This is a genomic window from Nocardiopsis yanglingensis (assembly GCF_045809185.1).
Classification (GTDB): domain Bacteria; phylum Pseudomonadota; class Gammaproteobacteria; order Xanthomonadales; family Xanthomonadaceae; genus Stenotrophomonas; species Stenotrophomonas yanglingensis.
In genome coordinates this window covers 603,120-622,853 of record NZ_JBJNRH010000001.1, presented here as the reverse complement: position 1 = coordinate 622,853, position 19,734 = coordinate 603,120, and the positions used below count along the sequence as shown (strand labels likewise).

The following is a 19,734-nucleotide window of genomic DNA, read 5'->3' as shown; positions in this document are numbered from 1 at the left end:
CGGCTGGCACTTCCCCGCGCTAAACGTACGTCCCAGCATGGTTTTTTCCGGCGGCCCGCAGGCCGGCAAGGGGGTGCACGGGCAGGGAAAGCGGAGCTAGACTGTCCGCCTTTGCGGCCCCTGGGCCGCCCTGAACGGAAGTGTCCTCCCGCATGAGTTGGCTCAGCAAGTTGATGCCGTCCGGCATCCGCACCGACAACACCCCCAGCAAGAAGCGCAGTGTCCCCGAGGGCCTGTGGGAAAAGTGCAGCAACTGCGGCAGCGCGTTGTACCGTCCGGAACTGGAAGAAAACCTGGAAGTCTGCCCGAAGTGCGGCCATCACATGGCGATCCGCGCGCGTGCACGCCTGGCCGCCCTGTTCGATGCGGACAGCACCACCGAGATCGGTGCGCGCCTGGGTCCGACCGACCTGCTCAAGTTCAAGGACCAGAAGAAGTACAGCGAGCGCATCAAGATCGCGCAGAAGAACACCGGCGAATATGATGCGCTGATCGCCATGCGCGGCCTGCTCAAGGGCCGTGCGCTGGTCGCCTCGTCGTTCGACTTCGCTTTCATGGGCGGCTCGATGGGCTCGGTGGTGGGTGAGCGGTTCGCGCTGGCCGCGGAAACCGCGGTCGAGATCGGTGCGCCCTACGTCTGCTTCTCGCAGAGCGGCGGCGCGCGCATGCAGGAAGGCCTGTTCTCGCTGATGCAGATGGCCAAGACCTCGGCCGCGCTGGGCAAGCTGCGTGAAGCCGGCCTGCCGTATATCTCGGTGCTGACCCACCCGACCACCGGTGGCGTGTCGGCCTCGTTCGCGATGCTGGGCGATATCAACATCGCCGAACCGCAGGCGCTGATCGGCTTCGCCGGCCCGCGCGTGATCGAGCAGACCGTGCGCGAAAAGCTGCCGGAAGGTTTCCAGCGTTCGGAGTTCCTGCTGGAGCACGGTGCCATCGACCAGATCTGCGACCGCCGCGAGATGCGCGACCGCCTGTCTGATCTGCTGGCGATGCTGGGCCGTCAGCCGGCGCCGGAGGTGGCTTGATGGGAGGCCGCAAGTACTTCGGTACTGATGGCATCCGTGGACGGGTCGGCCAGGGCGTGATTTCGGCCGACTTCGTGCTGCGCCTGGGCAACGCCCTGGGCCGTGTCCTGGTTGCCCAGCGCGGCCAGGACGGGCGCCGGCCGATCGTGGTGATCGGCAAGGACACCCGCATTTCCGGTTACATGTTCGAGGCCGCACTGGAAGCCGGCCTGGTCGCCGCCGGTGCCGACGTGCAGCTGCTGGGACCGATGCCGACCCCGGCGGTGGCGTTCCTGACTCGCACGCTGGGCGTGGATGCCGGCATCGTCATCAGTGCCTCGCACAACCCGCATTACGACAACGGCATCAAGTTCTTCTCCGCCCAGGGCGAGAAGCTCGACGATGCCACCGAGCTGGCCCTGGAAGCGGCGTTGGACATTCCGTTCACCACCGCTGAATCGGAGAAGCTGGGCAAGGCATCGCGCGCGCGCGAAGCGGTTGGGCGCTACATCGAGTTCTGCAAGGCCAGCGTGCCGCGCGCGTTCGACCTGCGTGGCGTGCGCCTGGTACTGGATTGCGCGCACGGCGCCACCTACCAGATCGCACCGTTGCTGTTCCGCGAACTGGGTGCCGAAGTGATCGGCATCGGGGCCGAGCCCAATGGCGTCAACATCAACGCCGGTGTGGGCTCCACCCATATCGACAACCTGGCGGCCAAGGTCCGCGAGACCCGCGCCGATCTCGGCATCGCCTTCGATGGTGATGGCGACCGTGTGCTGATGGCAGACGATCAGGGCAACCCGGTCGATGGTGACGATCTGCTGTACATCCTGGCCCGCGCATGGAAGGACGAAGGCCGCCTGCGCGGCCCGGTGGTCGGCACGCTGATGAGCAACTACGGCGTTGAGAAGGCATTTGCCGACCTGCAGATTCCGTTCGTGCGCAGCAATGTCGGTGACCGCTACGTGCACCAGGCATTGGTCGAAGGCGGTGGTGTGCTCGGTGGTGAAGCTTCAGGCCATCTGCTGTGCCTGGACCGGGCCACCACCGGCGATGGCATTGTCAGCGCCCTGCAGGTGCTGGTGGCGCTGCGCAACAGTGGGCAGACCCTGCGCCAGGCACTGAAGGGCCTGGTGCGGGTGCCGCAGAAGACCGTCAACGTGCGGCTGGGCAATGTCTCGGCCAAGGCCACGGTGCAGGCCGACAGCGTGCAGGCCGCGCTGGCCGTCGCGCAGCAATCGGTGGCGGGTCGTGGTCGTGCGTTCCTGCGCCCGTCCGGTACCGAGCCTGTAGTGCGGGTTACGGTCGAGGCCGATGACGCAACGCTGATGCAGGAGACGCTGGACCGCCTGTCCGCCGCGGTGCGCGACGCCGCGGCCTGAGCCCGGCGACGGTACAACCTGGCACCCCGACATGGCCGCTTCTGCGGCCATGTCGCTTTCAAGCGCCACTGGCTGAACCGATCGCGACCTGCGATCACGTTCAGCTGCTGCTGTGCGCTTTGTGACGCGCTTTGAACGATGTGCGGCGTATCCCCGGCATCAGGATCCCTGCATCGACGCACGCCATGCGCAGGTGGGGACCCGGTCGGAGCGGACCACGCTCCATCCTTCTTCCTTCGTTGCAAGGACCATGACCATGAACACCTCACTGCGCTACGGCCGCCGCCTGCTGGCAGGGGCGCTGCTGGTGCTGCCGCTGCTGGGCGGTGTCTCCACTGCCAGCGCCGAACGCCGGCCCGAAGGAGGGCCGCACATGTCCGCGCCACGCGAAGAGCCCCTGCGGGCGCCGTGGGGCTACACGCGGATGGAACGGCCACGAGAGCTGGGCAATGCACGCCCGGCGTTCCGCGAAGACTACCGGCACAACTTCCGCGCCGACCATGCCTTCCGCATCGGCCCGTACCATCCGCCGGTCGGCTACGCCTACCAGCGTTGGCATTACGGTCAGATCCTGCCGCGCCCCTACTGGGTCGGCGACTATATCCTCAACGACTTCTGGCTGTTCGGCCTGGACATGCCGCCGATGGGCTTTGAATGGGTGCGCTATGGGCCCGATGCGCTGCTGATCAACACGGGAAACGGCGAGATCGTGCAGGTCGTCTACGGGCGATTCTTCTGACCGACAGAACCTGCCTGCGTCATGGCACAGGCAGGTGCGGTGTTTCGTTCACGGGCGTGTTGGTGGCGCTTGGGTCGGCATTTCCCGCTGCCACTTCCATGTGTCACGACACATGTCGGCCAGCGTGTGACGGGCCTTCCAGCCCAGCTCGCGCAGCGCCAGCGAGGCGTCGGCAAAGCTGACCGCGATGTCGCCATTGCGGCGCGGGACGATGCGGAACGGGATCCGTATCCCGGTGGTGTGCTCGAAGGCCTGGATCAGTTCCAGCACGCTGTGGCCCTGGCCGGTGCCGAGGTTGAGCGTGATGCTGCGCCGCTGATCGTGCAGGAACTGCAGGGCCAGCACATGGGCATTGGCAACGTCCTGCACATGGATGTAGTCGCGTACGCCGGTGCCGTCACGGGTCGGGTAGTCATCACCGAAGACCTGGACTTCCGGCAGCAGCCCTGCGGCAACCTGCGCGATGTAGGGCATCAGGTTGCTCGGCGTGCCGTGCGGCAGCTCACCGATCAATGCCGTGTCATGCGCACCGACCGGGTTGAAGTAGCGCAGCGTCGCCACGTGCAGGCCCTGGTCCGTCGCGGTCAGGTCTGCAAGCAGCTGCTCCACCACCAGCTTGGTGCGGCCGTAGGGCGTCATTGCACAGGTTGAAGCAGACTCGGCAACCGGGCAGTGTTCCTGGTTGCCGTACACGGTGGCGGAAGAGCTGAAGACCAGCAGCGTCACGCCGGCATCCTGCATCGCACCGAGCAGCGCAATCGTGCCGTTGATGTTGCTGTCGAAGTACTGCAGGGGCACCTTCTGCGATTCGCCCACGGATTTGAGCGCCGCGAAGTGCAGCACCGCATCGATCGCATGCTGCTGCATCAGGGCGGCCATGCGCGGTCGATCACGGATGTCAGCCTGCACGAACACCGGTGCGGTCCCGGTGATCCGTCCAATGCGCTCGACGACACCGGCGTCGCTGTTGCACAGCGAATCCACGATGACCACGTCGTGCCCCTGCTGCTGCAGCTCGACGCATGCATGCGAGCCGATATAGCCAGCGCCGCCGGTCACCAGTACGTTCATTGCCTTCACTGTTCCTTGGAATCCATTCAAGAATCGGGTACTGCCAATCGCGGGGGTGGGCGCCTTCGCGCCGTTTACGGGCCCGGCACCATCTTCTTCTGCCGGGCCTTGAAGCCGTTGAAGATCGGTGCGATCAGCGGGTTGTAGCTCCACGCGATGCGTTTGCGCAGCCAGCTGGCTGGGCGGTTGCGGATCGCGAAGCGGTAGATGCGTTCCGGATCCCCACCGACTACGTTGCGGCCGAACGGATGGGTGGTATGCAGGTAGCGGAAGCCCTGTTCGCGCGCTACTTCGATGTAGTCATCGTCGAAGTCGCCATAGGGCCAGCACAGGGTGTCGGAGACTTCGCCGAGCTTCTCCAGCAGCGTCTGCCTGGCCATCGCCAGGTCGCCGCTGATGCCTTCCCGGCGCTGTGCACGGTCCAGGTCGTCACGCTTCAGCCAACGGGTGTGGCTGTGGGTATGGCAGTGGACCTCGAAGGTGCCGGCTTCGATCGCCGCGCGTGCTTCGCTCCAGCGCATCATCACTTCGTCGCTGCGGCCCTGCTTGTAGATCAGGTCTTCGCAGGCACGGTGCTCCGGCGTAACCGGCAGCTCGGCGCCTTCGATGCCGGCGTGCGGGCGCATCGGGCCTTCGTGCATCCAACCGGTAACCACGAACACCACCGCATGCATGCCGTACTTCTGCAGGATCGGATGGGCGTAGACCCAGTTGTCCAGGTAACCGTCATCGAACGTGATCACGATCGATTTGCGCGGTACCGGCTTGCCGGCAAGGAAGTCGGCGTACTGGTCCAGCGTCAGCGATGTCCAGCCGGTACGTGCGAGCCAGGCGATCTGGCTCTCGAAGTTCTCAGGGGAGACGGTGATCATGCCCGGAGAGTTGCTGACATGGTGGTGCATCAGCACCGGTACGGTTCTGGCATTAGCCATGACCCAGCTCCTTCAACCATTGGAGGTAATAATTTTCGGTGGCCTCGCCATGACCGGCCGCGCTGAACCGCGGGGTGCTGCGGATCCAGTCCCAACCGGCACGGCCCATCTGCCGCCGACGTTCCGGATCGTCCACCAGCAGGCGCAACGCGCCGGTGAGGGCGGCGTCATCGCCCAGCCGGGTGAGGATGGCATTGCTGCCTTCCACCAGCATTTCAGGCACGCCGCCAACGCGGTGCGAGACAATTGGCAGCGCCGCCTGCGCGGCTTCGAGGAAGACCGTGCCCGAAGCTTCCTTGTGGGTGGCCAGGGCGAAGATGTCGAAACCGGCCATCAGCCGGTGGGCATCGCTGCGGAAGCCGAGCAGATGCACCTGCTGCTCCAGGCCGAGTTCGCTGCGCAGGGCCTGGAGGCGGCCCATCACCGGCTCGCCGTCGCCAACCACGGCCAGGTGCAGGTCGGGGTTGGCCTTGCACAATGGCGCAATGGCATGCAGCAGTTCGGCATGGCCCTTGGGTTCGCGCAGCACGGCCACGCAGCCAACCACGATATCGCGCTCGGCGAAGCCGAGTTCGGCACGCACCTGCGCACGGGTGTCCTGCAGTCTTGTCCAGGGATCGCCCTGCGCGGCGGCGTCCCAGCGTGGCGGCGTTGCCATGGGCGGCACGATCCCGATGCGATCCGCAGCGATGCCACGGTCGACCAGCAGTCGCTTGACGAAGTCGCTGACGGTGATGATCCGGTGCGGCAGACCGGTATAGGTGAGCAGCGAGTTGACCGGGCTCATCAGGTGGCGTGAGCGCACCACCAGCGGCGTACCGCCCAGGCGTGCGCCGGCGGCCGCGATCAGCGCGTCACGGCGGCTGGTGGTGTTGACCACGTCGTAGCGCTCGCGGCGCACCAGGCGCGATACCGACCAGATGCCGCGCAGCAACCGGGCCATGCCCCCCATGCGCAGGGTGTGTACGGTGAAACCATCATCACGTGCCAATTGGGCCAGGCGCGCATCGGGCTGGCACAGCAGCGATACCTCGTGGCCACGCGCACGCATCACCTGCATGTGGCGGAAGATGTAGATCTCCTGGCCACCCATGCCCCTGGCGGCTTCGGTGTGCAGGATGCGCAGTGCGCGTTTCATGGAAACCATCCTCTGTGGTCAGCGGTTGCGGAAGCGGGTCAGCGCTTCCCATGCGGTACGGACGGCAGCGGCATCCGGGGCCTGCTGCGGCAGTGGGCGATAGTGCAGGTCCAGCGAGGTCGCATTGCCGAACTTGTCGAACACGTAGATGGCGTTGCCGTGGCGGACGGCGCGTTGCGACCAGCTTTCCACCACAAGCGCGCGCTCGCCCGCGGGTTCGGCCAGCAGGTCCTGGCCGGTACTGAAATCGGTCAGCGCGTTCTCGCAGCCCAGCGCGTGGCGCATCAGGGTAGGCACCCAGTCCTCGTGCGAACTGACGCGCGTTTCATGGGCATTGCCCTTGCCAGGCCAGTGCAGCACGAACGGCACCTGCAGCTGGTAGTCGGAGAAGTTGCCGTTGTGACCCCAGTAGTTCAGCTTGAGGTCGTTGAATTCCTCGGCATGGTCGCCGGTGACCAGCACGATCGTGTCCTGGTCCAGGCCCTGCGCGCGCAGGTCGTCCAGCAGCGTGCCGACCAGGCTGTCGGCGTAGTGCACGGCGGTCCGATACCTGTTCAGTTCGGGGGTTGGGTCGTGGTCCGGGCCGAACTTCAGGAAGTCGATTTCACTGGCCATTGGCGTCGCCAGCGGCGGGTAGCCCGGGGGCATGTGGTAGGGCGCATGGGTGGAATCGAGGAAGACGAAGCCGAACCACGGCCTGTGCGCGGCCTGGCTGGTCAGGATGTCCTTCCGCAGCGCGTCGACGATGCTGCGGTCGCGTCCTTCAGAGCCCAGCTGGGAAGGCCCCTGGTGCAACTGCTCGCGGACGTCCGCGAACGCAGTGCGGTCGAATTCGGGGCTGTACATCGGTGCACTGCCGTACAGATGCAGGTCGTAACCCTGCTGGCCCAGCACCTTGAACAGCTGCGAGCCGCGCTGTTCGTCGAGCATGCTTGGCCAGTAGCCGCCCGGGAGGCCGTAGAGCAGGCCGAACAGGCCATAGCGGGTGGCATTGCCGGTGCTGAAGTGGCGGTCGAAGACGTGCGCGGACTGCGCCAGTGCCGAGGTATTCGGCATGATCTGCGGGGTGAGGACGTCGTGGCGCAGTGATTCCAGCACCACCATCAGCACATTCGGCCGGTGCGGATTCTGGCAGCGCAGCGGCTGCAGCGGATACAGCAGCTGCGCATGGCGCGGATCGGGCAGGCCGACCTGCTGCTCGCTGACCACGCCCAGCTTGCGCATGAAGCTCTTGGCGGTGATCGGCTGTGCCCAGGGCAGGTAGTTCCACTGGGCGATCACGTCACGGTCGCCGCGCGCGTCGTAGTAGGCGGTGGCCACCTGGCCGCCGGCCATCAGCAGGACGACCGCCGTCCAGGCCTGCAGCACCCGGCGCCGGCGCGGCGCGTCAGGCAGCAGTTTCCAGCAGGCCCAGGCCAGGATGCCTTCGGCAGTGAAGATCGCCGTGACCAGCAGGCCGACCTGCGCCCAGGTCTTCCACGACAGCGCGACCTGGTCCTGCAGTGCGCCGCCGAACACCATGTTCACGACCATGGCATTGAGGTGGAAGCGATAGAGGGTGAAGACCTTGGCATCGACCAGCAGCAGGCAGAGCCACAGGCCCTGCAGCAACACTGCGCTGATGCTCAGCGTGCGCGCACTGCGCTGCCACAGGCCCAGCAGCAGCGGCAGCACACCGGCCAGTGCACCGAAGGCGAGCAGGTGGCCGGGCAGGGCGACTGCCAGATAGGCCAGGCCCTGGTTGCCGCCCGGGTTGTCACGCAGCGGCACGTTGCCGAGGGTGATCATCGTCGCCAGAAATGCATTGCCCATGACGAACAGCGACCACCATGCGAGCCTGCGCCAGCGGCGGGCAGGGCCTGCGGGGGAGGTGGCGATGGGGTCTGGAGCTATGGGCATGGTGCAGGCGGGGTGAGATGGCGCGGAAGGACGGCGCGCCAGCAACGTAAGGATTCGTTAAATGTGCGCGGGTCGCGCATTGTATCGGTTTGTTTCCTTGTATCGAGTCGCGTTCGCCGGGCGATCTGTCACAATGTTCAGGCGGGCCATGAATGCGCTGGCCCCCCAGACCCAACGACAAGCCAGGAACCGCTGTGAGCCAGATCCCCACCCTCGACATCACCCGTTTCGACAGCGACCGCGAGGCCTTCGTGGCCGAGCTGGGCGCGGCCTACCGCCAATGGGGATTCGCGGGCATCCGCAACCATGGCATCCCGCAGGCCGACATCGACGCGGCCTACGATGCCTTCAAGGCCTTCTTCGCCCTGCCGGAAGAGGTCAAGCGCAAGTACCACGTGGCCGGCAGCGGCGGCGCCCGCGGCTACACCCCGTTCGGGGTGGAAACCGCCAAGGGCTCCAAGCATTTCGACCTGAAGGAGTTCTGGCACATCGGCCGTGAAATCGCTGATGACTCCAAGTACCGCGACGTGATGGCGCCGAACCTGTGGCCGACCGAGGTCGAGGGCTTCCGTGAGCGCGGTTACGGCCTGTACCAGGCGCTGGACAACCTGGGTTCGCGCGTGCTGTCGGCGCTGGCCCTGCACATCGGCCTGCCGCAGGATTTCTTCGCCGACAAGACCAACTTCGGCAACTCGATCCTGCGCCCGATCCACTACCCGCCGATCACCACCGACGACATCCCGAACGTGCGTGCCGGTGCCCATGGCGACATCAACTTCATCACCCTGCTGGTCGGCGCCAGTGCCGCTGGCCTGGAAGTGCAGTCGCATGAAGGTGAGTGGGTGCCGTTTACGTCAGATGCGGACACGATCGTGGTCAACATCGGCGACATGCTGCAGCGCCTGACCAACCACGTGTATCCGTCGACGATCCACCGCGTGGTCAACCCCCCGGGTGACCTGGCCCGCCAGCCGCGCTACTCGGTGCCGTTCTTCCTGCACCCGAACCCGGACTTCCTGATCGATGTGCTGCCGTCGTGCATCACCCCGGAGAACCCGAGCCGGTACCCGGAGCCGATCACCGCCCACGGCTTCCTCGAGGAACGCCTGCGTGAGATCAAGCTGAAGTAATGAGAAGTGAAGGCCGCCGAAAGGCGGCCTTTCTCTTTGCAGGGCTGCGCCCTGCACCCGCAGAGGCCGAAGCCAAAGCCAAAGCGGCTCTGGGTTTCTACTGGTTGGGCGGGGCGGTGTGGGTTGGCAGGACACGCCGTGAACCCGTCCCTGGGGGCTCGATGGCGCCATCCATGGCGCCAACGGTCCTGCCAGCCCACGCCGCCCCACCTCCGGCAGTTTCCCGGTGACGGCGGGTAAATCGCGATTTCCGGTAGGTGTCGACCTTGGGCGACACGGTAGATCCACGCCATGCGTGGATAAGATCTGTTAGATCGAAGCGGGGCAGGGGTTACCTGGAATGCCGCTTTTGCTTTTGATCTTCTTTTTTCTTTCCGTGGCGGCCGGAACCGCCGGAATGTGTCAGAGGCCGGGCGGGTGGGGATGGCGGGGGGCCAGATCAGTCCGCGGCATGGATGCCGCGGCCAAGCCCCCAGGGACGGGTTTACGGCGTCCCCCGCCATCCTCACCCGCCCGGCCAGTCCCCCAAAACCCAGCCGGGCTCTCTGCGACCAACCAACCCCACCCCGCCACGAGGGGCTGTGCCGTTGGCTGAAAATCCATGTAACCGCTTACAAGGAAACGGGTTTTTCCCGTAGCAGGTATCATGGGCGGCTGACTTCACACAGGAGCCACCCGCTCATGCGCCGCAAGATCGTCGCCGGAAACTGGAAGCTGCATGGCAGCCGTCAATTCGCCAATGAACTGCTGGGGCAGGTCGCCGCCGGGCTGCCGCTGGAGGGGGTGGACGTGGTGATCCTGCCGCCGCTGCCGTACCTGGGCGAGCTGGTCGAGGACTTCGGTGAGACCGGCCTGGCCTTCGGCGCACAGGACGTAAGCAGCAACGAGAAGGGGGCCTACACCGGCGAGGTCTGTGCGGCCATGCTGGTCGAGGTCGGCGCCCGCTATGGCCTGGTCGGCCATTCCGAGCGCCGCCAGTACCACCATGAAAGCAGCGAGCTGGTCGCGCGCAAGTTCGCCGCCGCCCAGCATGCCGGCCTGGTGCCGGTGCTGTGCGTGGGCGAGACCCTGGAACAGCGCGAGGCCGGGCAGACCGAAGCGGTCATCGCCAGCCAGCTGGCGCCGGTGCTGGAGCTGGTCGGCGCGGCCGGTTTCGCCAAGGCCGTGGTCGCCTACGAGCCGGTCTGGGCCATCGGTACCGGCCGTACCGCGACCAAGGAGCAGGCACAGCAGGTGCACGCGTTCATCCGTGGCGAAGTCGCGCGTATCGATGCTAGAATCGCTGATTCACTGCCCATTGTTTACGGCGGTAGCGTGAAGCCCGACAATGCCGGGGAACTGTTCGCGCAGCCGGATGTCGATGGTGGGCTGGTCGGCGGCGCCTCCCTGGTGGCCGCGGACTTCCTGGCCATCGCACGGGCGGCGGCCGCGAACTAATCCTAGAAGTTTTGTCCGAGGGCGGTTTCCAATGCTGATGTTGATCCTCAATGTCGTCTACGTGCTGGTCGCTGTGGCCATGATCGCGCTGATCCTGATGCAGCGTGGCTCGGGTGCGGCGGCGGGTTCGGGCTTTGGTGCCGGTGCCTCGGGCACGGTGTTCGGTGCGCGTGGCGCCTCGAACTTCCTGTCCAAGTCGACCAAGTGGCTGGCTGTCGTGTTCTTCGGCATCAGTCTCTTCATGGCCTGGTATGCCGGTCACGGCACCCGTCCGGCGGCCGACCAGGATCTGGGTCTGATGTCCGCCCCGGCGGCAGTCGCTCCGGCGGCTCCGGCGGGCGAACTGCCGGCCGTTCCGAAGGCCGATGCGGTCCCGGCAGCCCCGGTTCCGGCCGCGAATGTGCCGGCTAAGGCGGAATCTTCGGTTTCTGGTGAAGAAAAGCCTTCGGAAGGCTCCCAGAAAGACTGAAGCCGGTTACAATACGCGGCGCATCGGGAAGATAGTCTGATGTGATCGTTTGCCCAGGTGGCGGAATTGGTAGACGCACTACCTTGAGGTGGTAGCGACGCAAGTCGTAGGGGTTCGAGTCCCCTCTTGGGCACCATTTGTAAGTAAAGCGGGTTCGTCTGGCGCGCAAGGCGCCAGGCAGATTCCCGTCCACTCCCCCATGCCAAAGCGCCTGCAGGCGCAGCGGCAGAGGCAAGAGAGAATCGCTGTGCTGGCCGAATATTTGCCGTCTCTGCTGTTTCTGATCGTTGCCACCGGTATCGGCATTACGCTGATGCTGGTTGGCCGATTCCTCGGTCCCCGCCGCCCCGATCTGGAAAAGCTGTCGCCGTACGAGTGCGGCTTCGAGGCCTTCGAAGACGCGCGCATGAAGTTCGACGTGCGCTACTACCTGATCGCGATCCAGTTCATCGTCTTCGACCTGGAAATCATCTTCATCGTGCCGTGGACCCAGGTCTTCATGGAGCTGGGTGCCCGTTCGCTCATCACCATGGGCCTGTTCGTCGGCATGCTGTTCCTCGGTTTCATTTACGTCTGGAAGAAGGGAGCGCTGGAATGGGAGTGATTCAGACTCTCGATGGCCTCATGAACAACCCCACGCCGGAAGGCCGGGTTGATGACATCCTGCGGCCGGAAGGCGACAACCCGCTGCTGGAAAAGGGCTTCGTCACCACCAGCGTCGATGCACTGCTGAACTGGGCACGCACCGGCTCGATGTGGCCGATGACCTTCGGTCTGGCCTGCTGCGCGGTCGAGATGATGCACGCCGGCGCCGCGCGCCTGGACCTTGACCGCTACGGCGTGGTGTTCCGCCCGTCGCCGCGTCAGTCCGACGTGATGATCGTGGCCGGTACCCTGGTCAACAAGATGGCCCCGGCGCTGCGCAAGGTCTACGACCAGATGCCGGACCCGAAGTGGGTCATCTCGATGGGTAGCTGCGCCAACGGTGGCGGCTATTACCACTACTCCTATTCTGTGGTGCGCGGCTGTGATCGCGTGGTGCCGGTGGACGTCTACGTCCCGGGCTGCCCGCCGACCGCCGAGGCGCTGGTGTACGGGATCCTGCAGCTGCAGAAGAAGATCTGGCGTACACAGACCATCGCCCGCTGACCCCTTCACCTGACAAGAGCGCGCCAAGCCCCCATGGCAGAGCAAGCATCCTTCATCGACCGACTCTCCGCACGTTTCGCTGGTGCGAAGGTCATCGTGGTCGAACCCCGCGGCGAAGTGACGCTGGAAGTGCCTGCCGCCGAGTGGCACGCCACCGCCCTGGCGCTGCGTGACGAGTTTGGTTTCGAGCAGGCCGTGGATCTCTGCGGCGTCGACTACCTCGGTTATGGCTCCGACGAATGGGACACCGCCGACGTGTCCTCGCAGGGCTTCAGCCGTGGCGTCGAAGGCAAGGCCCAGGGCCGCTTCGCGTGGGGCGAGTTCCCCACCGAGGAAAACGGTGCCGACGGTGCCCGCCCGCAGCACATGCCGACCCAGCGTTTCGCCGTGGTCGCCCAGCTGCGTTCGTACCAGCACAACCTGATGATGCACCTGCGCTGCTTCGCCCCTGACGAAGCGCTGCCGGTGGTGTCCTCGCTGACCGGCATCTGGCCGGGCCTGAACTGGTTCGAGCGCGAAGCGTTCGACCTGTACGGCGTGATCTTCGAAGGCCACCCGGACCTGCGCCGGATCCTGACCGACTACGGTTTCGTCGGCCATCCGTTCCGCAAGGACTTCCCGCTGATCGGCAATGTCGAAGTCCGCTACGACGAAGAAAAGAAGCGCGTGATCTACGAACCGGTCACCTCGGTGGAGCCGCGCGTCGGCGTGCCGCGCGTGATCCGCGACGACGCCCGTCTGCAGACCGCAGAAGGTGAGCGCGCGCAGGAGGCAGTGAAGTGAGCCACGTACACCAGGCCGGCGAAGCGTTCGCCAGCAACGCCGCCGAGAGCCGGCAGGAAATCCGCAACTACACCATGAACTTCGGCCCGCAGCATCCGGCCGCTCACGGTGTGCTGCGCCTGATCCTGGAAATGGACGGCGAAACCATCATGCGCGCCGACCCGCACGTGGGTCTGCTGCACCGTGGTACCGAGAAGCTGGCCGAGTCCAAGCCGTTCAACCAGTCGATCGGCTACATGGATCGCCTGGATTACGTGTCGATGATGTGCAACGAGCACGCCTACGTGCGCGCGATCGAGACCCTGATGGGCATCGAAGCGCCGGAGCGTGCGCAGTACATCCGCACCATGTACGACGAAATCACCCGCATCCTCAACCACCTGATGTGGCTGGGCTCCAACGCGCTCGACCTGGGTGCGATGGCGGTGATGCTGTACGCCTTCCGCGAGCGCGAAGAGCTGATGGACTGCTATGAAGCGGTCTCCGGCGCGCGCATGCACGCGGCGTACTACCGTCCGGGCGGCGTCTACCGCGACCTGCCGGACCACATGCCGAAGTACAAGGAATCGCGTTGGCACAAGGGCAAGGCGCTGAAGCAGCTCAATGCTTCGCGTGAAGGCTCGCTGCTGGACTTCCTGGAGAACTTCACCAACGAATTCCCGGGTCGCGTCGACGAGTACGAAACCCTGCTGACCGACAACCGTATCTGGAAGCAGCGTACCGTCGGCATCGGCGTGGTCACTCCGGAACTGGCCCACCAATGGGGCATGACCGGCGTGATGCTGCGTGGCTCGGGCATCGCCTGGGACCTGCGCAAGAAGCGTCCGTATGCCAAGTACGATGCCGTCGATTTCGACATCCCGCTGGGCAAGGAAGGCGACTGCTACGACCGCTACCTGGTCCGCGTTGCCGAAATGCGCGAGTCCAACCGCATCATCAAGCAGTGTGTGGCGTGGCTGAAGGCCAACCCGGGCCCGGTCATGGTCAAGAACTTCAAGGTCGCTCCGCCCAAGCGCGAGGACATGAAGGACGACATGGAAGCGCTGATCCACCACTTCAAGCTGTTCAGCGAAGGCTATTGCGTGCCGGCCGGCGAAACCTACGCGGCAGTGGAAGCGCCGAAGGGCGAGTTCGGCTGCTACCTGGTCTCCGATGGCGCCAACAAGCCGTTCCGCGTGCACCTGCGCGCACCGGGCTTCGCCCACCTGTCCTCGATCGATTCGATCGTGCGCGGCCACATGCTGGCCGACGTGGTGGCGATGATCGGTACCTACGACCTGGTGTTCGGCGAGGTTGACCGGTAATGCCGTCCGCCACGCCAACGCCCGCTGCAGGCAGCCGGCGCAAGCCGGCGCCGCAGTTTCTGGAATTTCACGTTATGCATTTCGCTGAGGTCGGCCGATGAAGGCGACAGGTAATTTCGAGGCGGCGCGCGACGTCGACCCGATGGTGGTGCTGAGCGACAAGACCCGCGCTCACATCGATCACTGGCTGTCCAAGTTCCCGCCGGACCGCAAGCGCTCTGCCGTGCTGCAGGGCCTGCATGCGGCCCAGGAGCAGAACGAGGGCTGGCTGACCGACGAACTGATCGCCGGCGTGGCCAAGTACCTCGACCTGCCGCCGGTATGGGCCTACGAGGTCGCCAGCTTCTACTCGATGTTCGAGACCGAGAAGGTGGGCCGCAACAACGTGGCCATCTGCACCAACATCAGCTGCTGGCTCAATGGCGCCGAGGACATCGTGCGCCATTGCGAGAAGAAGCTGGGCATCAAGCACGGTGAATCGACCCCGGACGGCCGCGTCTACCTCAAGCGCGAGGAAGAGTGCCTGGCCGGCTGCGGTGGCGCGCCGATGATGGTCATCAACGGTCACTACCATGAGCGTCTGACCCTGGAAAAGGTCGACGAGCTGCTGGACGGGCTGGAGTAAGGGCATGGCACATCACCACGAATCCAAGGGTCCGGTCGGCCCCGCGCCGCTGCCGCACCAGGTGGTCTACACCACCCTGCATTACGACACCCCGTGGTCGTACGAAAGCTACCTGAAGACCGGTGGCTACGCCGCCCTGCGCAAGATCCTCGAAGAGAAGATCCCGCCGGAGCAGGTCATCGAGATGGTCAAGGCCTCGGGCCTGCGCGGCCGCGGTGGCGCGGGCTTCCCGACCGGCCTGAAGTGGTCCTTCATGCCCAAGGGCAACATGCAGAAGTACATCCTCTGCAACTCGGACGAATCCGAGCCGGGCACCTGCAAGGACCGCGACATCCTGCGCTACAACCCGCATTCGGTGGTGGAAGGCATGGCGATCGCCTGCTACGCCACCGGTTCGACCGTGGGTTACAACTACCTGCGCGGTGAGTTCCACCACGAGCCGTTCGAGCACTTCGAACAGGCCTTGGCCGATGCCTATGCAAACGGCTGGCTGGGCAAGAACGTGATGGGCTCGGGCGTGGACATCGACATCTACGGTGCGCTGGGCGCCGGCGCGTACATCTGCGGCGAAGAAACCGCGCTGATGGAATCGCTGGAAGGCAAGAAGGGCCAGCCGCGCTACAAGCCGCCGTTCCCGGCCAACTTCGGCCTCTACGGCAAGCCGTCGACGATCAACAACACCGAAACCTACGGTTCGGTGCCGGCGATCATCCGCAACGGTCCGGAGTGGTTCAAGGGCCTGAGCCTGACCGCCAACGGCGGCCCGAAGTGCTTCTCGGTGTCCGGCTGCGTGCAGAACGGCGGCAACTTCGAAGTGCCGCTCGGCACCAAGTTCCACGACCTGCTGGAAATGGCCGGTGGCCTGCGTCCGGGCCGCACCCTGAAGGGCGCGATCCCGGGCGGCGTGTCGATGCCGGTGCTGACCGCAGCCGAGCTGAAGGATCTGCCGATGGACTACGACACCATCCGTGCGCTGGGCTCCGGCCTGGGTTCGGGTGCGATCGTGGTGCTCGACGACAGCGTCTGCTGCGTCAAGTTCGCTTGCCGCATCAGCCAGTTCTTCCACAAGGAATCGTGCGGCCAGTGCACCCCGTGTCGTGAAGGCACTGGCTGGATGCACCGCGTTCTGGAGCGCATCGTCGCCGGCAAGGCCACGATGGAAGACCTGCACCAGCTGAAGGCGGTGGCCGGCCAGATCGAAGGCCACACCATCTGTGCGTTCGGTGAAGCGGCTGCATGGCCCATTCAGGGCTTCCTGCGCCAGTTCTGGGACGAATTCGAGTACTACATCGTCAACGGTCATTCGATGGTTGACGGCAAGAAGGTGGAGGCAGCCGCCGCATGAGCGCGCAACCCGTAAACCCGAACGTGCCACCGGATCACGTGACCATCGAAATCGATGGCAAGTCCCTGGTCGTGCCCAAGGGTTCGATGATCATCCAGGCGGCCGACAAGGCCGGCATTTCGATTCCGCGCTTCTGCTACCACGAGAAGCTGCCGATCGCCGCCAACTGCCGCATGTGCCTGGTGGACGTGGAAAAGTCGCCGAAGCCGGCGCCGGCCTGCGCCACCCCGGTGATGGATGGCATGAAGGTCGCCACCCGCAGCGAAAAGGCACTGAAGTTCCAGCGCTCGGTGATGGAGTTCCTGCTCATCAACCACCCGCTGGACTGCCCGATCTGCGATCAGGGCGGCGAGTGCGAGCTGCAGGACGTGTCGCTGGGCTATGGCCGTTCGGTCAGCCGCTTCAACGAGCGCAAGCGCGTGGTGCCGGACGAGGACATGGGCCCGCTGGTCGCCACCGAGATGACCCGCTGCATCCAGTGCACCCGCTGCGTCCGCTTCACCGCCGACGTTGCCGGTACCTATGAACTGGGTGGCATGTACCGCGGTGAGAACCTGCAGATCGGTACCTTCGACGGCAAGCCGCTGACCACCGAGCTGTCCGGCAACGTCGTCGACGTCTGCCCGGTCGGCGCGCTGACCAACAAGGTGTTCCAGTTCCGCGCCCGCCCGTGGGAACTGACCGCGCGCGAATCGCTGGGCTACCACGACGCGATGGGTTCGAACCTGTTCCTGCACGTGCGTCGCGGCGAAGTGCTGCGCACCGTGCCGCGCGACAACGAAGCGGTGAACGAGTGCTGGCTGTCCGACCGTGACCGCTACTCGCACCAGGGCCTGTACAGCGAAGACCGTGCGGTCAAGCCGCTGCGCAAGGTCAATGGCGAGTGGAAGGAAGTGAGCTGGGCCGAAGGCCTGGCCGCGGCCGCCGAGATCCTCAAGGCCAACCAGGGCGACAACCTGGGCGTGCTGGTGCATCCGTCCACCTCGAACGAGGAAGGCGCGCTGCTGGCCCGCCTGGCCAAGGGCCTGGGCTCGAGCAACATCGACCACCGCATCAACAACCGCGATTTCTCCGACGCTGCAACCGCCGAAGTGTTCGGCCTGCCGCTGGCCGAGATCGAAGGCGCTGACCGCATCGTCGTTCTGGGCAGCAACATCCGCCACGAACTGCCGCTGCTGCACGCCCGCCTGCGCAAGGCGCAGACCACCAACGGCGCGAAGATCCACGTCGTCAACCCGGTGGACTTCGACTTCGCCTTCAGCATCGCCGGCAAGCAGATCGTCGCGCCGTCGAAGTTCGTCGACGCGCTGGCCAACGCCGAGCTGCGTTCGGCGGTGCAGGGCGGCAACAACACCGTGCTGATCGTCGGTGGCATTGCCGAAAACCACCCGCAGGCTGCCGCGATCCGCGCCGCCGCGCGTGACTTCGCTGCCGCCACCGGTGCCAAGCTCTGCCGCATCCCGCAGGGCGCCAACGCCGTTGGCCTGACCCGCGCTGGCGTGCTGCCGGCCGGCAAGGACGTCGCCGCGATGCTGGCGCAGCCGCGCCAGGCCTACGTGGTGTACGGCCTGGAGCCGGGCCTGGACTTCGCCGATGCCCCGGCCGCGCGCAAGGCGCTGGTTGGCGCAAAGGTGGTGGCCTTCAGCCAGTTCGCCTGCGTCTCCACCCGCGACGTTGCCGACGTGATCCTGCCGATCGGTGCGCTGCCGGAAATCGACGCCACCCTGACCAACCTCGATGGTCGCGAGCAGTCGGCGCGTGCCGGCGGCAAGCTGCCGGGCGAAGCCCGTGAGGGCTGGCGCGTGCTGCGCGCCCTTGGCGGCGAACTGGCGGTAGCAGGTTTCGACTTCACCGACCTGGCCGGCCTGCGCGCCAGCCTGGCCCCGGTGTCGGTCGCCGTCGCTGCCTCGGCGCAGCCGGTGGTTGCCGGCGAAGGCCTGGAAGTGGCTTCGACCGCCGCGATCTACCGCACCGATGCGGTGGTCCGTCGCGCCCCGGCGCTGCAGTCGCATCCGCTCAACAACGCCCCGCGCATCGTGCTGAACGCTGAAGATGCCGCTCGCCTGCAGCTGCAGGAAGGGCAGATGGCCAAGGTCGGCACCGATGCCGGCAAGGCTACCCTGCCGGTGGTGGTCGACGCCCGCGTCGCTGCGGGTTCGGTCTGGATTGAATCGGGCCACGGCGCGACCGCGCCGCTGGGTGCCGCTCGCGTAACGGTGGTGGCTGCATGAACGAATTGCTGTTGAACGCGGTCGACCCGCTGCACCAGTGGCTGCTTGGCCTTGGTGACATCGGCGCGCTGATCTGGATCATCCTGAAGATCCTGGTGATCACCGTTCCGGTGATCATCTCGGTGGCCTTCTACGTGGTCTGGGAACGCAAGCTGATCGGCTGGATGCACGTCCGCCACGGCCCGATGTACGTGGGCATGGGCATCTTCCAGGCCTTCGCCGACGTCTTCAAACTGCTGTTCAAGGAAGTGGTCCAGCCGAGCAGCGCCAACAAGGCGATCTACCTGCTGGCACCGTTGATCACCCTGGCTCCGGCCTTCGCGGCCTGGTCGGTGGTCCCCTTCGATTCGCAGATCGTGCTGTCCAATGCCAACGCCGGCCTGCTGTACCTGCTGGCGATGACCTCGCTGGGCATCTACGGCATCATCCTGGCCGGTTGGGCATCCAACTCGAAGTATGCGTTCCTGGGTGCGATGCGCGCCTCGGCGCAGATGATCAGCTACGAAATCGCCATGGGCTTCGCCCTGGTCGGCGTGATGATCGCGTCGGGCAGCCTGAACCTGAGCAACATCGTGATGGCGCAGGCCGGCAATTCCGGTTTCTTCGACTGGTTCCTGCTGCCGCTGTTCCCGCTGTTCGTCATCTACTGGGTGTCGGGCGTTGCCGAAACCAACCGCGCGCCGTTCGACGTGGTGGAAGGTGAATCGGAAATCGTCGCCGGCCACATGGTCGAGTACTCGGGCGGTGCGTTCGCGCTGTTCTTCCTGGCCGAATACGCCAACATGATCCTGATCAGCTTCCTGATCTCGATCTTCTTCCTCGGCGGCTGGCTGAGCCCGGTCCAGGGCTGGGTCAACTTCGGCGACGTCTCGCCGCTGGTCGACTGGATCTGGAAGGGTGGTGCGCCGTGGCTGTTCGTCAAGGTGTTCTTCTTCGCCAGTGCCTACATCTGGTTCCGTGCCAGCTTCCCGCGCTTCCGCTATGACCAGATCATGCGCCTGGGCTGGAAGGTCTTCATCCCGCTGGCCATTCTGTGGATCGCGGTTACCGCCGTCATGGTGTTCTTCGGCGTGATTCAAAAGGGCGTCTAAGT

General features: G+C 65.5%; 18 protein-coding genes and 1 tRNA gene. 15 read left to right on the top strand and 4 right to left on the bottom strand.

Annotated features, from left to right (window positions below):
* The first annotated feature begins 152 nt into the window (after positions 1 to 152).
* From accD to ACJ7C5_RS02950, 3 genes are all read left to right on the top strand, one after another.
* Positions 153 to 1,028 carry an acetyl-CoA carboxylase, carboxyltransferase subunit beta gene (accD, locus tag ACJ7C5_RS02960; RefSeq protein WP_005410473.1) on the top strand — a complete coding sequence of 292 codons (876 nt, stop codon included), beginning with the start codon at positions 153 to 155 and terminating at the stop codon, positions 1,026 to 1,028.
* Positions 1,028 to 2,389, top strand: coding sequence for a phosphoglucosamine mutase (gene glmM / locus ACJ7C5_RS02955; protein ID WP_088026656.1), 1,362 nt, complete (start codon positions 1,028 to 1,030; stop codon positions 2,387 to 2,389). Before accD ends, glmM begins: the two co-directional genes overlap by 1 nt.
* Before the next feature lie 256 nt (positions 2,390 to 2,645).
* Entirely contained in the window at positions 2,646 to 3,128 is a 483-nt protein-coding gene (locus ACJ7C5_RS02950) for an RcnB family protein (protein ID WP_093999831.1), read from the top strand.
* 48 nt (positions 3,129 to 3,176) lie between these two features.
* On the opposite strand, the gene galE is transcribed toward ACJ7C5_RS02950, so the two are convergent.
* The 4 genes from galE to ACJ7C5_RS02930 all read right to left on the bottom strand — a co-directional run bounded on the left by galE (position 3,177) and on the right by ACJ7C5_RS02930 (position 8,168).
* A complete protein-coding gene (galE, locus tag ACJ7C5_RS02945) occupies positions 3,177 to 4,199 on the bottom strand; it encodes a UDP-glucose 4-epimerase GalE (RefSeq protein ID WP_093999832.1) in 1,023 nt (340 codons plus the stop codon).
* A 74-nt stretch (positions 4,200 to 4,273) separates the two neighbouring features.
* Positions 4,274 to 5,131, bottom strand: coding sequence for a polysaccharide deacetylase family protein (locus ACJ7C5_RS02940; RefSeq protein WP_088026653.1), 858 nt, complete (start codon positions 5,129 to 5,131; stop codon positions 4,274 to 4,276).
* A complete protein-coding gene (locus ACJ7C5_RS02935; RefSeq protein WP_412703002.1) occupies positions 5,124 to 6,269 on the bottom strand; it encodes a glycosyltransferase family 4 protein in 1,146 nt (381 codons plus the stop codon). The genes ACJ7C5_RS02940 and ACJ7C5_RS02935 overlap by 8 nt, the downstream gene beginning before the upstream one ends.
* Before the next feature lie 18 nt (positions 6,270 to 6,287).
* Positions 6,288 to 8,168 (bottom strand): DUF3413 domain-containing protein, encoded by a 1,881-nt coding sequence (locus ACJ7C5_RS02930; protein WP_412703001.1) that lies wholly within the window; start codon positions 8,166 to 8,168, stop codon positions 6,288 to 6,290.
* A 194-nt stretch (positions 8,169 to 8,362) separates the two neighbouring features.
* Here ACJ7C5_RS02930 and ACJ7C5_RS02925 point away from each other — a divergent pair, with 194 nt between their 5' ends.
* The 12 genes from ACJ7C5_RS02925 to nuoH all read left to right on the top strand — a co-directional run bounded on the left by ACJ7C5_RS02925 (position 8,363) and on the right by nuoH (position 19,732).
* Positions 8,363 to 9,298 (top strand): isopenicillin N synthase family dioxygenase, encoded by a 936-nt coding sequence (locus tag ACJ7C5_RS02925; protein ID WP_412703000.1) that lies wholly within the window; start codon positions 8,363 to 8,365, stop codon positions 9,296 to 9,298.
* A gap of 681 nt (positions 9,299 to 9,979) precedes the next feature.
* Positions 9,980 to 10,735 carry a triose-phosphate isomerase gene (gene tpiA / locus ACJ7C5_RS02920; protein WP_088026649.1) on the top strand — a complete coding sequence of 252 codons (756 nt, stop codon included), beginning with the start codon at positions 9,980 to 9,982 and terminating at the stop codon, positions 10,733 to 10,735.
* Positions 10,736 to 10,766: 31 nt separating this feature from the next.
* Positions 10,767 to 11,204, top strand: coding sequence for a preprotein translocase subunit SecG (secG, locus tag ACJ7C5_RS02915; RefSeq protein WP_088026648.1), 438 nt, complete (start codon positions 10,767 to 10,769; stop codon positions 11,202 to 11,204).
* A 51-nt stretch (positions 11,205 to 11,255) separates the two neighbouring features.
* A tRNA-Leu gene (locus ACJ7C5_RS02910) sits at positions 11,256 to 11,340 on the top strand.
* A gap of 63 nt (positions 11,341 to 11,403) precedes the next feature.
* On the top strand, positions 11,404 to 11,808 hold the full coding sequence (locus ACJ7C5_RS02905) for an NADH-quinone oxidoreductase subunit A (RefSeq protein WP_006381135.1): 405 nt from the start codon (positions 11,404 to 11,406) through the stop codon (positions 11,806 to 11,808).
* 20 nt (positions 11,809 to 11,828) lie between these two features.
* Positions 11,829 to 12,353, top strand: coding sequence for a NuoB/complex I 20 kDa subunit family protein (locus tag ACJ7C5_RS02900; RefSeq protein WP_485873428.1), 525 nt, complete (start codon positions 11,829 to 11,831; stop codon positions 12,351 to 12,353).
* A 33-nt stretch (positions 12,354 to 12,386) separates the two neighbouring features.
* Positions 12,387 to 13,136: an NADH-quinone oxidoreductase subunit C gene (locus tag ACJ7C5_RS02895; protein WP_005410462.1), complete on the top strand. Its 750-nt coding sequence runs from the start codon at positions 12,387 to 12,389 to the stop codon at positions 13,134 to 13,136.
* Complete coding sequence (locus ACJ7C5_RS02890; RefSeq protein WP_006381133.1) at positions 13,133 to 14,440, top strand: NADH-quinone oxidoreductase subunit D; 1,308 nt, start codon at positions 13,133 to 13,135, stop codon at positions 14,438 to 14,440. Before ACJ7C5_RS02895 ends, ACJ7C5_RS02890 begins: the two co-directional genes overlap by 4 nt.
* 97 nt (positions 14,441 to 14,537) lie before the next feature.
* On the top strand, positions 14,538 to 15,065 hold the full coding sequence (gene nuoE / locus ACJ7C5_RS02885) for an NADH-quinone oxidoreductase subunit NuoE (RefSeq protein ID WP_006381132.1): 528 nt from the start codon (positions 14,538 to 14,540) through the stop codon (positions 15,063 to 15,065).
* Between the two features lie 4 nt (positions 15,066 to 15,069).
* Positions 15,070 to 16,410, top strand: coding sequence for an NADH-quinone oxidoreductase subunit NuoF (nuoF, locus tag ACJ7C5_RS02880; protein WP_005410459.1), 1,341 nt, complete (start codon positions 15,070 to 15,072; stop codon positions 16,408 to 16,410).
* Positions 16,407 to 18,641: an NADH-quinone oxidoreductase subunit NuoG gene (nuoG, locus tag ACJ7C5_RS02875; protein ID WP_412702999.1), complete on the top strand. Its 2,235-nt coding sequence runs from the start codon at positions 16,407 to 16,409 to the stop codon at positions 18,639 to 18,641. The genes nuoF and nuoG overlap by 4 nt, the downstream gene beginning before the upstream one ends.
* Entirely contained in the window at positions 18,638 to 19,732 is a 1,095-nt protein-coding gene (gene nuoH / locus ACJ7C5_RS02870) for an NADH-quinone oxidoreductase subunit NuoH (protein ID WP_057499473.1), read from the top strand. The genes nuoG and nuoH overlap by 4 nt, the downstream gene beginning before the upstream one ends.
* Positions 19,733 to 19,734: the final 2 nt, after the last annotated feature.